Origin of the sequence: Nostoc sp. FACHB-888 (assembly GCF_014696655.1) — a bacterium.
Classification (GTDB): Bacteria; Cyanobacteriota; Cyanobacteriia; order Cyanobacteriales; family Nostocaceae; genus Nostoc.
Window position 1 is genome coordinate 1 of record NZ_JACJQM010000124.1, and the last position, 13273, is coordinate 13273.

The window sequence follows — 13273 nt, forward strand, 5'->3', positions numbered from 1 at the left end:
CTGCATCAGTGAGGTTGCTGGAGTACGCCATTAGTATTAGATTTTAGATGCTGAGGAGTACCTTAATTCAAAACCTCATAAGATGTCAAATGGGTTCTATATATCTGGAGTGTAGCCAGTTCCCAGGCTTGGTTTCTTTCAGATTCTTAGGGCCGTTTGTCAGATTCTTATGGTGTTACTGTGCGATTGAAAACAAGCACTCCGCTCCAATCTCGCGAATAAGAGCAGGAGTTTCTTCCCCTTCTACATCGGGTTTGTCGCAGAAGACCATTTTGCGCCCGCAGCACCAAAAGCGCGCTGCTTTGCAGATACCGCAAGGGTGGCGGTTCCTCTGCCAGTTCCTGATGTTCCTCTAGCAACTAGCCACTTTGTCTTGCAGTATCATCCTGTTTCTCCTATTCCAATCAATATTGACCTTCAGCACACAATCAAACTCTGATCCGTTTAGCAATTACCAACGCCGTAAAGCTGGTCTAATCTTCTGTAAACTTCAGCACAATTTTGCCCCGTGTTCCTCCCTGCTCTAGACGCTGATGTGCCAGAACGACCTGATCCCAAGAAAATACTGAATCAATCACTGGGCGAAGCTGATGACGCTCGATGAGTTTTGTCAAAGCCTCTAATTTTGCTCGGTACTGGGGTGAAAAAACGAAATGAATCGTCAGATTCTTACCCCATGCTTCAAGAAGCGATTGCGGTATTGCAATGTCTACAATGCTTGTAAGCCTACCAAAGGGACGAATGATTTCTAGACTACGCTGAATTGTTTCTTTGCCGATCGTATCTAGAACTAAATCCACACCCAATCCATTTGTTTCTTGACGAATGACTTCTACGTAATCTTCATTTTTGTAATCAATCACGCGATCTGCGCCCAGTTCTGTCACGAAATCTCGGTTTCTAGAACTACACGTCGCAAAAACGTATGCCCCGATCGCTTTGGCGAGTTGAACTGCGATCGAACCCACTCCACCCGCACCCGCATGGATGAGAACTGTTTCACCAACTTGTAGATTGCCCCTAGTCACTAGACAATCCCAAGCCGTTCCGCCTGCAAGCGGAAAAGAAGCTGCTTCAATGTGCGATAGATTTGCAGGTTTCAATGCAACAATCGCTGCATCAGCCACATGATACTGAGCGTAGCTACCGAATCCTCCGAAAATTTGCGGCGAGTAGTACACGTTGTCTCCCACCTTGAAATCAGTCACAGCTTCGCCAATTGCCTCAATCACCCCTGAAACATCGACTCCAAGGATGGCGGGTAATTGAACCAGTTCCTTGTAATCACCACGACGAGTTTGGTAATCGACCGGGTTAATCGAGGTTGCACAAACTCTGACTAACACCTGATTCGCCTTCAGTGTTGGTTTAGGAACAGTTTGAATCTCAAACTTCTCAGCATCACCAAACGCAGTTAATACGGCTGCTTTCATAGATTCCATCTGTGCCAACTCCTCTTAATTTAGAATAAACAGTGATAGGATTTTGATACCACTCAGCGGAGGTAACTCCCTAACTTCGCAATAGCCCGTTGCCGCTTGTGCAAAACTCACGAAATAATTGCAGTAACGCGGATTTCAATCTACATCGTTGGCAGTCGAAGAGCCGCGACTCCTACCTCTTTAGGGTTCACGCCAGCGGTAATTCACTGGCACCCAGGCATAACCTTGATCTGCTGCCCGGAGGTGTCCAACGCCGGGAAAGGGCAAATGTGCGCCTGCTATCAAAATTTGGGATGCTTCCGCTCTCGCAAACTGTTTTTTGCGTTGTGCCGCAGCAGCATTGGCATCGACATCATAAGCAACTGTAACTTCTGGCTTGGGAAATTGCACCGAAGCAAAGTGAACAATATCGCCCCAAAACTCGATGCTCTCACCCTTGCTTGCCGCCACATAGCAGCTATGACCAGGAGTGTGTCCGGGTGTGGGATGCGCGGTAATTCCCGGTAGCAGGGCTGTCTTGCCAGAAAACGATTTCACCTTGCCCGCATCTAAATAAGGTTTGACAGTTTTCGCGGCTTCGTCAAAGTACTTTTCAGCAACGTTGAATCGTGTGGCATTCGCTCGATCAAACCAGAAATCGACATCTGGCTTGCCGACATAGAGCGTGGCGGCAGGAAACACCCGTTTCCCCTGTTCGACCAGCCCCCCACTATGATCGGTATGAATGTGAGTCAGAAGAATTGCATCAATTTCGTTAGGTGTGTAGCCTGCTGCTTTTAACGATGTTTGAAGCTTGCCGCCCAGTTTTGAACCAAAAAAGGTTCCGGCTCCCGTGTCCACGAGTACTTGTTGCTCTCCAGTGTCGATCAAGAAAGCATTAATCGATGTCTCGACAGGATTATTCAGAAAGTTTTTCTGAAGCAGGCGATCGGTTTCTGTTGGGTTCGTATTCGACAGCAGCGTATGTAAATCCTGGGGGAGTGTTCCGTCGCTCAGGGCTGTAATTTTGAAATCACCTAACTTGAATGGATAGACACCTGGCACTTGAGCAATCGCACTTTTGCAACAATTCGCAATTACCAATTCGCAATTCGCAATTACACGCCATGCCTAAAAACAGGAAGCTTTGCACCTGTAATGATTCAATTACTAATTACGTTCACAATTGCGAATTGCGAACTGCGAATTGCGAATTGCTTAGTAACTGGTGGGTGAAGAGGCGTTATTCAGGTCAGCAGCAGTATTCTAACTCGGTGCTTGATGCTGTGCGCTCATTGTCGATGGTAGATGTGTCTACTGATGGCAAATCCATTTTTGATGAATATTTTTTAGACCAACCGTTAGAACAGCTAACTGGCGATAAATTACAACGCCTGCTGGAGAGAACGGAGTTAGTCACAGCGTAAGGAGTGGCTTCGCTTGGGAAAAGGTTTTTGGGGTTGGGTTAAAGGGAAATTTCTTTATTCCCTTCCCCTTTACCCTTTCCCTAATCATTTATTTACCAATCCCCATTAAATCAATGCAACCCACAATCGCAATCCCCCAACACTGGGGCTACCCACGCTTTGCTTTGGATCAGCGTACACAACAAGGCTTGATTCTAGGGCTTTACCACTACCCATCAGGCACAGAATTGGCTGAACAATTTGATACTGGTTGGCGTTATGTGCTGATGCCTAATAAAAACTCTGACGAGATATCGTACTTGCAAGAGAATCAGATCCAACCGCTCTCCCCTGAAGAATTATTCTCGCAAATACGTGCTGAAATTGACTTTTACCAACAGCAGATAAACATTCTCAACCGACAGTTAACCGTATTAACCAGAGGTACAAACAATGGCTAATTCTACGAACAGTTTTGACCGTAGAGCCAATCATTTGCTGCGTTCGATTCGGCTTTGCGGCGGTTGTGTTCCTCTGCATCGTCTGCAATTCCAATTCTCAGATTCAGTCATTCAAACTCTGCTGGATAAGGAACTGGTGCAAGTACAGAACACAGGACGCGGTTTTTTGTTGGAGATTGCCAAGGATTTTTAGATTGTTAATCCCAGAGGACACAATCATGAAACTTTACGCGAAGACCATTCCACAGACTTTACCAGATTGGGCAACTGTCGTTACAAAAAGCGCAGATTTATTTGAGATTGAAATCACCGATAAACACCCTAATTTTCAATCTCTGCTTGAAGAGCTGGAAACGGAGATTGAGCCAGGAAGAATAGGTGTTAAAGCTGAGGATTTATGCTCACGGCTGGGTATTGAAATGTCTAGCCCCAGCCTCCAGCAATTAGTTGAACAAACCCAAACCCTGATATCCCTTATTGCTTGGCATCCAAACTACAGACAACTGTTGGACTTGGGATATACCCCTGATTTAAACATTGCCGATGCTCAAACTGCACTGACTTATTTGCAATGGGAGCTAGAGCGGAATCGAGAACCTTCTACCTAATACAAAAGCGTTCATCTAAAGGAATGCCATTACTTTAGATGAACGCACGGAAGTTTTTCTCCCGCTACAGGATTCCCATTATTGCACACGAAACACTAATCAATGAAACTTTAACCGAGGTAAAACATGGTTACTGAAATAAAACTAGGTTTATGCAACCCTCCCGAACCAATTTATCTCTATGTCAAAAACGCTGAGTTAGGTGGAGAATCTTACCTGTGGTATCACTACGATATTGACAGACAAAAAACCATCCCAGTTTTACAAAGAGCATTAACTGGGTATCTGTGTGAACTGCGATTGACGGCTAAATAATTCCAAAAAAAAGACAATCTCAAACTTGATATTGTAGTCAGTGCTGATGAAGTTTATGTCATCAGAACTGGTGTTGAAACAAACTTCGCCAAAAGCTTTCTTCTGGCTGCATCAGGTGTCCAAGACTTTTCTAAACCATTGATTATTGCTGCTACTGCTGGTGAACAAAATACGGTTTTCTGTAATCTATATAATGCTGCGACTAAAACCAGAATTGAAAGAGAATGGAATAAAAATGCTGATTGGGCAACAATCATTCATGACATTCAATCTCGCTTAGGTGGCACATCCTCAACTATTCCATCTGTAGCAGAAACCCCAGTAACTCCAGCAAAACTTAGCGTAGTCCCTCAACCAGTACACCTCCAAGATTTGCGAGTTAAAAATATTCGCACCTTGCTTGATTATCCGCTTGATTTAGTCAAAGAGTGGTTGCAATTTCAGGATGTTGAACGCCCAAGTCTACTTGATATTCACCAGATTAATGAACTAATCAAAACTATGTGTTTAGCTTGGGCGGCAAACAAGTGTGAATATCCTAACCATGCCGAGTCTTCGTATCAAAAGCTAGTTGTTGATGCTGTTGTTAGCGGTGTTGATGAGTTAACGGCAATCAGCGCATGGATGCAACAAGTACAAGCAGTAAAGACTGGGGCAGTGTAAATCGAAAGTCAGGATTCAGAATATTTTTACTTCTGAATCCTGAATTAATCAAACAGGAATTAACCATGAAAGTCATCGTTACAGTAGTCGAAAAAATCACGAGCGAAGCGCACATCGATATTCCTGATGGGCTGAATCAATCCACAATAAAGCAGCACATAGTAGACCGCTACAACACTGGAGAGATGTCCACAGATATGAACATCTTCCAAGTGGATTTTGAATCTATTAGCGCTCGAATTGTACCAGAACAATCTTCTACTAAATCTGCATAAATATGGGAGGAAATCAAATGCATACAAAATGGACTGATGAGGAACTCGCAATCATTGAAGCTAAGGCTGAACTTTATAACCCTAAACAAATAGCCTCAATCTTAAAAAGACATGGCTATTTCCGTACTCCAATTGCTATCGCTACTAAACTTTGGGCTTTAGGTTATTCTACAAGCCCCTTTCTCGATAACTATAGTAGTGCTGAAATCGCCCGTGTTCTTTGTGTGCATTCCACTACCGTTTCTGGCTGGGTGCGCCGTGGTTGGTTGAAAACTAGCCGCCGTTCTTCTAAACGTTATCAAGTTCGTCGATGGCATCTCAAAAAGTTTTTTGACAATCCCCCACAACATTTAAAAAAGCGTATTGCTTCTATTGATTCCGAAGCCATTAATTACTTATTGGGGAGAAAAGCATGATTGACCATATTAACGCACTCAAAACTAGCTGGTATCTCTCCCCACCTTGGGGTCGAACAATTCCACCCGTTGAGGTGAATTTACTGGAGAGAGTTTTTCTCCGCACAACAAGAACGTTCGGTTACTGCTGTGGGATGCAATGGAAACACGAATGTTGGATTTATTCAATTGATTGCGGTAAAGAAATACTCCACGCTACACAGAACCAAATCATCGGGACGGGAGAATTAGAAGCCATCAAAGTGCAAAAACCTGCTTTTGTTCTGGGCGAAAGAGTGATCCTCTGTTCTCACGACAAGGGAACAAAACAACGGCTGATTTTGGGGATTGCACTGGTGCATGATTCTTGGTTTTACCTTGTTGAATTGATGTCACCAACGTTAATTAAGACACCAACTATATCGAATCGTTTCTCATTAGTTGGTGAAAAAAGTTTAGTGCGCGTGAATGTTTAATTCTCTCTAATTACGCAACGAAAAATTATGTCACAAATTGAAATCAGCCAAATCATCGAACAGATTAAAGAAGAAATTGAAGTTGACGCTAATGGTCAGGCTAAAGCCAGTATTCGAGCAACTGCAAGGCTAGCTGGAGTAGACCACACTGCAATCATTAATCATCTTCAAAGTGGTGAACTAAAACCGACTAAATTAGCCCAAAGCATTATCAGGCAAGGATTTGAGACTGGTGAACTTCGAGAGTGGAGAACCATCGGTATCCCTGATATGGCGATCGCAATTATCTTAGAATACTACGCTTACGAAGCTGGTAGATACTGTACCAAGCAAGCCAGATTGGTATGTCGTTCATTCAACACTATCGGTATTCGGGCATGGATTCAAGACAAATTGGGGTGGACTAAACCCACCTCTAATAGCGAAACCGCGATGACTCAAATACAGTTACTCGCTGCCATCGCCCAACAGATGGCACAGCAAGAACAATATTTATTGGAGCAACAACAGCAACAAACTCAAATCTTGGCGAGACTCAAAGCTGTTGAAGTTGAGCAGGACAGAGTGAATACCCCATGCGGCCATAAATATAGTGTTGTTGGTTTCGCCAATCTTCAAGGTTTAGAAATATCGGTTAAAGAAGCGGGTACTAAAGGTAGAAAGGCAAGCGCATTGTGTCGGAAGCAAGGAATAGAAATAGAACGCATTCATGACCCACGTTTTGGAAAAGTTGGTTTATATCCAGAAAGTATTTTGATTGAGGTTTTCTCTACTGGTCAAAATTAACAGCAATTGTCTTCAGAATACTTTCTTTAATTGGAGAAAAGTACCATGCAACAACTCAATTTATTTGCTGAATCAGTCCCAGTTTTACCCATCACTTATTACCCGGATTTCTTAACTCCAGAACAAGCAAACGAACTCTACCAACACTGCTTGAAACTCGAGTGGCAGCAGAATCAAATCAGAATCGCGGGTAAAACAATGCCTGTTCCCCGCCTCGAATGTATTTACGGGGACTACGGCTGCGATTACCTTTACTCGAATAGCGTATTTTTGAAACCACTATGGTGGACAGAAGCTCTGTCTAGCTTGCGCGATCGCATAACCGGATTAACTGGTTATAAGTTCCGCATCGTCATCGGCAACCAATACCGCAGTGGACAGGATTCAATTGGCTGGCATTCCGACAACGAAGCATCGATGGGATCTAACCCTGCAATCGCATCGATAAGCCTGGGTTCATGTCGCAAATTCCAAATCAAACCGAGAAATGGCAGACCAACGGACTTCTGGCTGGAACACGGCAGCTTACTTGTGATGCACCCAGGCTGTCAGTCTACTCATCTGCACCAAGTCCCCAAAACCAACAAAGTTGTTAACACCCGTATCAATCTGACGTTTCGACCGCATACCGGGGGGAACAAATAACCCCCTGGCTGGCTTAGTCAGGATTTCGTAGCCAGCACAAGCTCTCACAAAAAATTGAACCGGCGGCATGACCCATAGTGCCGCTTCACTTCCATGCGTCAAAAAAGAGAGGAAATACGGTCATGTTTCGTATAAATGAAACCGATTCTCAAGCCAAGCACCTACAAGAGTGGCTCAGTAGCGGGGTTGACGAAGAAATCATTGCTCTGAATGTGCGATCGCTCTACGGCACAACACCTTACGAATATCTGCTTTACAGTCCCAAAATCTCCCGTCGCAACGATGGACGATTGCGAGACAGAGACTTGAAGAAGTACCAGCACATTGAACTCGGCGGCTGGTGGTGCAATGGCGTTGACCCCCTAAACAACTACACACAGATGATGTGGGGCTGTTTCAAACCTGACCATCCCAGACGCGACCGCCAGAAGATCCACAAGTTCATCAAGTACGAACACCCATACAGAGAAGAAACACGCGCTTTCTTCCTCCTAATACCAAATCGCATTTGGGTAAAAGTCTCAAATCGCTCTGGTATCCCCATTACTGAAGAAGACCTACAACACCCTGGTGGGTTCTGGCATTGGGTTTGGAAGAATAATGTCCCAGTGACGATTGTAGAAGGTGTCAAAAAAGCGGGGGCGTTATTGACTGCGGGTTATGCTGCGATCGCTATCCCCGGTGTTAACGCTGGATACCGCACACCCCATGATGAGTACGGTACTGCCATCGGTAAGCCATCCTTAATTCCCGACTTGAAGCATTTTGCAACACAGGAGAGACAGGTTAATATTTGCTTTGACCAGGACAACAAACCGTCTACAGTCCAGCGAGTCAGAACCGCCATCAGTCGCATGGGACGGCTGCTGGTAAACGAGGGCTGTTCGCTGCGAGTGATTGATTTACCGTTAGGAGCAGAGAAAGGTGTTGATGATTTTATCTATGCCTTGGGTCAGCCAGCATTTGACGCACTCTACAACACTGCTGTTGCATTAGAGTTGTGGGAAATCAAGCTGTTTACCTTGTTGACTTATCCGCCTGCGATCGCACTCAATCAAAGATTCTTGGGGCATCTGCTTGTTCCAGAGGGAGAAAAACTGATTATTCTCAAGGCTCCTAAAGGCACTGGTAAAACCGAATGGCTGGCAACTGAGGTGGCGAAAGCACATGACCTTGGACAGAGGGTATTAATTATCACCCATCGCATTCAACTGGGTGAGGCATTGTGTAATCGGTTTGGTGTTAACTATGTTACCGAAGTTCATACGAGTGAAACAGGCACATTGTTAGGATATGGCGTGTGTGTGGATTCACTGCATCAAGAGAGCCAAGCGCGATTCAACCCTAATGACTGGGCAAATGATGTGATAATCATTGATGAATGTGACCAAGTATTCTGGCATTTGCTCAACTCTGGTACTGAAGTGCAAAAGCGTCGGGTATCTGTTCTCAAAAACTTAAAGCAGTTAATTCAAAATGTTCTTGGTAGCGAACACGGTAAGATTTATCTGTCAAGCGCTGACGTGTCCGACACAGATGTGAAGTATGTTTTATCACTCGCTGGAGAATATCGAGTTAATCCCTTCGTTATCGTCAACAACTATCGGGATAGTGCTGGAAACTGTTACAACTATTCTGGCAGTAACCCAAAGAATCTCATCGCAGCACTGGACAACGCAATTGCCAAAGGAGGGCATCATCTCTTGTGTTGCTCTGCTCAGAAAGCCAAGTCAAAATGGGGGACGCAAGCTTTGGAAGAACGTTTTCGCCGCAAATTCCCTCACCTGCGAATCCTAAGAATTGACAGCGAATCCGTTGCTGACCCCTCTCATGCGGCTTTCGGTTGTATCGCTCACTTGAACGAGATTCTGACTCAGTATGATTTGGTTATCGCCTCTCCAAGTTTAGAAACTGGAGTCAGCATCGACATTCGAGGACATTTTGATGATGTTTGGGGGATTTTTCAGGGAGTGCAGCCGGTTAACTCTGTGCGGCAGATGTTGGCACGCCTCCGGGAAACTGTTGACCGTCACATTTGGGTGAGAGAATGGGGGATGTCGGTTGTGGGTAATGGCTCTACATCCATCGGAGGATTGTTGAGAAGTCAGCACGTTGCACAAGTGACTGGTACAATATCACATGACATTCCCCAAACATTAAATCAGGTCGAAAGTCCTGCTACCCACGGTTGGAAGGGGTTGAAACTGAAATTGCAGCAGGGTTTGGACAGTATTGCCTCTTCCTACACTGAGCTAGTCTCCACAATTGGCGAGGCTATTGGCGTTGCTGACGGAGAGCCTTACTAGAATGCATATCTGAACCAGTGGCAAGTTTGGGTTAACTTTGCCCACGGGTGCAAGTCTGTGGTGTGCGATTGGTTGGTTGCGGTGTAGGTCATGTACAGTACGTCCAAACAATGACGACTAGAAGCAGAGTACTGGCAACAGATTGCCAGCGCAAACCCATAACCGATAGCAATAGCAGTAATGGCATGAGTGGAGATATTTACAACAACATGAAATCACCATGCCAATAAAAACCAGAATAACCGCTCGTCCTTATCTGTCTCACACCTCTAACTTAGGTGGATAGAGGCAATTACTCTTTTCGATTTTTATCACTTTTAGAGAAATCATTAGCCTTGAGCAAGCCAATTTTCCCACAAATTACTATTCATAACTTATTAAGTATGTCTAATTATACATAGTATTTTAATCTAACCTGTTTCAAAGGATAGGTAAATTTTAAGTTTTTAAAGTTTACCGTAAAAAACAGTTAATGATTAATTTTGATCAAGAATACTGATGTTCGTAAATCAGGCTCATAATCATAATAAAAATAACAAAGATTTTCTTCCAAAAGCTTTGTTATTGCAAGTTCCATCCAGTTCTGCAATGCTGATGCTGAGAATCTATTATGATGTTATCCCACGAGTTCATAAACATTTAAAATTCTGGAAGAAAAAAGCTGAACGAATTCCTAATCCTGAACTACGTAAACAGGCTTTACTAAGTATAAAAACTAAAGCTTTTCACTGTGAAGGTGGTTCTATCTATGGATTACTTGCCAAACAAGAAATTGAGCAAATAATCTGCTTTATTGTTGCTTATCAAACAATTAGCGATTATTTAGATAACCTATGCGATCGCAGTACTTCTTTAGATCCGAAAGATTTTCGTACTCTCCATCAAGCTTGTTTAGATGCTCTGACACCTAGTGCTAAATGCATTAATTACTACCAATTTCGTCAAGAGCAAGACGATGGTGGCTATCTAATGGAATTAGTAAAAACTTGTCAAAATGTATTAAGGCAGCTACCGTCATATCACGTAATTGCCCCTAGCTTATATCATCTGGCTGATTATTATTGTGATTTACAAGTTCATAAACACGTTCAAGCTAACGAGCGGGTTCCTCGCTTAGAAGCATGGTTTGAAAGACATCGTGACCAAATTCCTCAAATGAAGTGGTATGAATTTTCAGCTTCTACTGGCTCAACATTAGGAATTTTTTGCCTTGTGGCCTATGCAAGCGATCCAGATTGCTCCGAGGAATTAGCTACAAAAGTTAAAACCAGCTACTTTCCTTGGGTTCAGGGGCTTCATATCCTACTTGATTATTTTATAGACCAAGAAGAAGACCGCATAGGTGGGGATTTAAACTTCTGTGCTTACTATAATAATGGGCAAGAAATAAGTGAACGGTTTGCTTATTTTCTTAAACAGGCTGATCAAGCTGTTTCCCGTTTACCACATAAGCACTTTCATCGAATGATTAATCGAGCTTTATTAGGTGTTTATCTGGCTGATGAAAAAGTTAACGAACAGAAAAACATTAAAAAAACTGCAAAGAAAATTCTCCGTTCGTGTGGCGGTTCATCACTCTTTTTTCTGTGGAATATTATGATTATGGCTCGGATTCGGTATCGAAAAATCTTAGTACAAGTAGTCTGATGTACCCAAAAATATAACTAACTAGATATTAGTTATAGAGAAGCAAGCGTATCCATCATCTGAAAGTCCAATACAAGTCTGTTATCCATTACTTGTCTAGAAAATCAGAAAGCAATTCATCAGTTTGTAAAATTGTTGGCATCTTTTTAAACTATGTTCATGGATAAAGACAAATTCTAATAAGGATGATTTAATCATGTCTAAAATTGTAGTCCTTGGGGCAGGCCCAGCAGGGTGTTCGGCAGGTTATCACTTGGCTAAAAGCGGACATCAAGTCATGCTTATAGATAAAGACTGTTTTCCCAGAGATAAGACTTGTGGAGATGGAGTCAGCCTTGGATCGCTTCAAGCATTATCCACAATGGGGATATATCCACAGGACATCAAACGTTTAGCCTCTGAGTACGCTCAAATCGATGGGTTTCTGCTCGGAGTTTCAAACGAGATTAGCCATCTGTGCCCCACTGAGCTTAAAGGCTATTGCATACCTAGATTTGTATTCGACAATCTTCTTTATGAAAAAGCAATTAATGCAGGGTGTGTACAAAGAACGCAGAGGGTTGGCGATATTGAACGCTATCACCAAGAACTCTATCATGATTTTGATTACATAATAGATGCACGCGGTGTATATGCAGGAGAAGCCAATGCGATCGCAATTAGAGCTTACTGGACTATAAGAGTCGCAGATTTTCCAAAAACCTATCTCTCAAAAGCTCAAATTTACTTTGATAAAACTCTTGGGGTTAATGGATATGGTTGGATATTTCCCGTAGCAGTAGACTCAGAATTAGTCAAGCTCAATGTTGGTGTGGGAGTATGGATAGATGAATATCAAAAGAACAACACAAACATTATTCGGCTTTTCAATGAATTTGTGGAGCGTAATCAGGCCACAAAAGAACTATTTTGCCTAGTAGTTAGTCAGCAAAAACCTAAAGCTTATCCCTTAGCCACCGCAAAACGAGCTAACACAGTCAGCGATGGTAAGGTTTTCAAAATTGGTGATGCTGCAAATCTGACAGATCCTTTGACTGGTGAAGGAATTGCAAATGCTATTCTCAGCGGCTTATACGTGACGCAAGCGATTAATATGAGTACTAATCCAGAATTAGCATCTGAAAATTGGCAGCGTCTTTATCAGCTGTACTTTGAGCCAGACCTCGATGCTGGTTTACAGATAAAGTCTTTTAGGAAATTCTCATTTATAAATAAGTTATTAATCTGGCTGATGAATAGGAATAAGCCATTGGCAGAGCAGGTAACTTACACATTTGCCGGCTTAATTCCTTATAAAAGGCTACTTCCGTAACTCATATTCTGTTAGACAGTACAAACTCAAACGTCCCTCAATAGGTAGAGCTATTGACACGGAATCTCTTGACAATTCCCAAAACATTTACCCAAGTGGAAGATCCTCTTGTTCTTGGATGGAAGGGGTTACGCCTGAAGCTGCGCCTTGGACTCGACAGCGTTGGCAAGTTCTACCAACAGTTAGTCTCCACAATCGGGGAGGCTGTCGGTGTTGCTGATGGTGAGCCTTACTGGAATGTCTGCTTGGGGCAATGGCAGGTTTGAGTTAACTTTGGGAGCGGGTGTACGTCTGTGGTGTGCGATTGGTTGGTGGAGGTGTAGATCGATAAAGCTTTGATAAAGAGTTGAGTAATTCATGCTTCAGATTTCGTCTTCCCGGCTTTTCTAGAGACAGCAATTGCACCAACTCCAAACAATAGACCTAGTAGGGAAGCAGGTTCTGGTACTGATGTAGATGAAGAACTCAGGGTAATATTGGCAGCAGAATCTTGATAGATGTATGTTCCTGCCCGTCCCACTTCACCTGTCAAGGTAATTTCAGAGCTTGAAGTTCTT

At 43.3% G+C, this 13273-nt stretch carries 19 protein-coding genes; 16 read left to right on the forward strand and 3 right to left on the reverse strand.

The annotated features are described in order from the left end of the window. Positions 1-473: 473 nt before the first annotated feature. A complete protein-coding gene (locus H6G26_RS32590) occupies positions 474-1442 on the reverse strand; it encodes a zinc-dependent alcohol dehydrogenase family protein (RefSeq protein WP_190734952.1) in 969 nt (322 codons plus the stop codon). 180 nt (positions 1443-1622) lie between these two features. Next, positions 1623-2525, reverse strand: coding sequence for an MBL fold metallo-hydrolase (locus H6G26_RS32595; RefSeq protein WP_242054032.1), 903 nt, complete (start codon positions 2523-2525; stop codon positions 1623-1625). A gap of 23 nt (positions 2526-2548) precedes the next feature. Between H6G26_RS32595 and H6G26_RS32600 the strand changes: the two genes are divergently transcribed. From H6G26_RS32600 to H6G26_RS32665, 16 genes are all read left to right on the forward strand, one after another. Then, positions 2549-2848 carry a hypothetical protein gene (locus H6G26_RS32600; RefSeq protein ID WP_242054034.1) on the forward strand — a complete coding sequence of 100 codons (300 nt, stop codon included), beginning with the start codon at positions 2549-2551 and terminating at the stop codon, positions 2846-2848. A gap of 113 nt (positions 2849-2961) precedes the next feature. After that, entirely contained in the window at positions 2962-3288 is a 327-nt protein-coding gene (locus tag H6G26_RS32605; RefSeq protein WP_190734954.1) for a hypothetical protein, read from the forward strand. Continuing rightward, positions 3281-3481: a hypothetical protein gene (locus H6G26_RS32610; RefSeq protein ID WP_190734956.1), complete on the forward strand. Its 201-nt coding sequence runs from the start codon at positions 3281-3283 to the stop codon at positions 3479-3481. The genes H6G26_RS32605 and H6G26_RS32610 overlap by 8 nt, the downstream gene beginning before the upstream one ends. Positions 3482-3506: 25 nt before the next feature. After that, the gene (locus H6G26_RS43105) at positions 3507-3896 is read left to right on the forward strand and encodes a hypothetical protein (protein WP_242054035.1); all 390 of its coding nucleotides are present in this window, start codon (positions 3507-3509) and stop codon (positions 3894-3896) included. Between the two features lie 126 nt (positions 3897-4022). After that, positions 4023-4211 carry a hypothetical protein gene (locus tag H6G26_RS44355; RefSeq protein ID WP_347242539.1) on the forward strand — a complete coding sequence of 63 codons (189 nt, stop codon included), beginning with the start codon at positions 4023-4025 and terminating at the stop codon, positions 4209-4211. A 138-nt stretch (positions 4212-4349) separates the two neighbouring features. Next, on the forward strand, positions 4350-4874 hold the full coding sequence (locus H6G26_RS44360) for a hypothetical protein (protein WP_347242540.1): 525 nt from the start codon (positions 4350-4352) through the stop codon (positions 4872-4874). Positions 4875-4939: 65 nt separating this feature from the next. Further along, positions 4940-5149, forward strand: coding sequence for a hypothetical protein (locus H6G26_RS32625; RefSeq protein ID WP_190734958.1), 210 nt, complete (start codon positions 4940-4942; stop codon positions 5147-5149). 17 nt (positions 5150-5166) lie between these two features. After that, positions 5167-5565 (forward strand): hypothetical protein, encoded by a 399-nt coding sequence (locus tag H6G26_RS32630; protein WP_190734959.1) that lies wholly within the window; start codon positions 5167-5169, stop codon positions 5563-5565. Continuing rightward, complete coding sequence (locus H6G26_RS32635) at positions 5562-6020, forward strand: DUF1392 domain-containing protein (RefSeq protein ID WP_190734962.1); 459 nt, start codon at positions 5562-5564, stop codon at positions 6018-6020. Before H6G26_RS32630 ends, H6G26_RS32635 begins: the two co-directional genes overlap by 4 nt. A gap of 27 nt (positions 6021-6047) precedes the next feature. Beyond that, positions 6048-6806, forward strand: a complete 759-nt coding sequence (locus H6G26_RS32640) for a hypothetical protein (RefSeq protein WP_190734963.1) — start codon at positions 6048-6050, stop codon at positions 6804-6806. Positions 6807-6851: 45 nt separating this feature from the next. Next, complete coding sequence (locus H6G26_RS32645; protein WP_190734965.1) at positions 6852-7451, forward strand: alpha-ketoglutarate-dependent dioxygenase AlkB; 600 nt, start codon at positions 6852-6854, stop codon at positions 7449-7451. A 122-nt stretch (positions 7452-7573) separates the two neighbouring features. Further along, the gene (locus H6G26_RS32650; protein WP_347242541.1) at positions 7574-9757 is read left to right on the forward strand and encodes a plasmid replication protein, CyRepA1 family; all 2184 of its coding nucleotides are present in this window, start codon (positions 7574-7576) and stop codon (positions 9755-9757) included. 62 nt (positions 9758-9819) lie between these two features. Then, a complete protein-coding gene (locus tag H6G26_RS42170; RefSeq protein WP_206757573.1) occupies positions 9820-9987 on the forward strand; it encodes a hypothetical protein in 168 nt (55 codons plus the stop codon). Positions 9988-10255: 268 nt separating this feature from the next. After that, a complete protein-coding gene (locus tag H6G26_RS32655) occupies positions 10256-11404 on the forward strand; it encodes a tetraprenyl-beta-curcumene synthase family protein (protein ID WP_199327196.1) in 1149 nt (382 codons plus the stop codon). 196 nt (positions 11405-11600) lie between these two features. Then, positions 11601-12716, forward strand: coding sequence for an FAD-dependent oxidoreductase (locus H6G26_RS32660; protein ID WP_190734967.1), 1116 nt, complete (start codon positions 11601-11603; stop codon positions 12714-12716). A 53-nt stretch (positions 12717-12769) separates the two neighbouring features. Further along, positions 12770-12982, forward strand: a complete 213-nt coding sequence (locus tag H6G26_RS32665; protein WP_190734969.1) for a hypothetical protein — start codon at positions 12770-12772, stop codon at positions 12980-12982. Between the two features lie 89 nt (positions 12983-13071). Here the strand turns inward: H6G26_RS32665 and H6G26_RS32670 are convergent. Then, positions 13072-13273 (reverse strand): PEP-CTERM sorting domain-containing protein (locus H6G26_RS32670; protein WP_190734971.1); only part of this gene is annotated, 202 nt, incomplete at its 5' end.

Excerpts from the sequence above, each read along its gene's own strand:
- H6G26_RS32590 (WP_190734952.1), bottom strand. The coding sequence starts at position 1,442 with ATGGAATCTATGAAAGCAGCCGTATTAACTGCGTTTGGTGATGCTGAG.
- H6G26_RS32600 (WP_242054034.1), top strand. The coding sequence starts at position 2,549 with ATGCCTAAAAACAGGAAGCTTTGCACCTGTAATGATTCAATTACTAAT.
- H6G26_RS32605 (WP_190734954.1), top strand. The coding sequence starts at position 2,962 with ATGCAACCCACAATCGCAATCCCCCAACACTGGGGCTACCCACGCTTT.
- H6G26_RS32610 (WP_190734956.1), top strand. The coding sequence starts at position 3,281 with ATGGCTAATTCTACGAACAGTTTTGACCGTAGAGCCAATCATTTGCTG.
- H6G26_RS43105 (WP_242054035.1), top strand. The coding sequence starts at position 3,507 with ATGAAACTTTACGCGAAGACCATTCCACAGACTTTACCAGATTGGGCA.
- H6G26_RS44355 (WP_347242539.1), top strand. The coding sequence starts at position 4,023 with ATGGTTACTGAAATAAAACTAGGTTTATGCAACCCTCCCGAACCAATT.
- H6G26_RS32625 (WP_190734958.1), top strand. The coding sequence starts at position 4,940 with ATGAAAGTCATCGTTACAGTAGTCGAAAAAATCACGAGCGAAGCGCAC.
- H6G26_RS32630 (WP_190734959.1), top strand. The coding sequence starts at position 5,167 with ATGCATACAAAATGGACTGATGAGGAACTCGCAATCATTGAAGCTAAG.
- H6G26_RS32635 (WP_190734962.1), top strand. The coding sequence starts at position 5,562 with ATGATTGACCATATTAACGCACTCAAAACTAGCTGGTATCTCTCCCCA.
- H6G26_RS32640 (WP_190734963.1), top strand. The coding sequence starts at position 6,048 with ATGTCACAAATTGAAATCAGCCAAATCATCGAACAGATTAAAGAAGAA.
- H6G26_RS32645 (WP_190734965.1), top strand. The coding sequence starts at position 6,852 with ATGCAACAACTCAATTTATTTGCTGAATCAGTCCCAGTTTTACCCATC.
- H6G26_RS32650 (WP_347242541.1), top strand. The coding sequence starts at position 7,574 with ATGTTTCGTATAAATGAAACCGATTCTCAAGCCAAGCACCTACAAGAG.
- H6G26_RS32655 (WP_199327196.1), top strand. The coding sequence starts at position 10,256 with ATGTTCGTAAATCAGGCTCATAATCATAATAAAAATAACAAAGATTTT.
- H6G26_RS32660 (WP_190734967.1), top strand. The coding sequence starts at position 11,601 with ATGTCTAAAATTGTAGTCCTTGGGGCAGGCCCAGCAGGGTGTTCGGCA.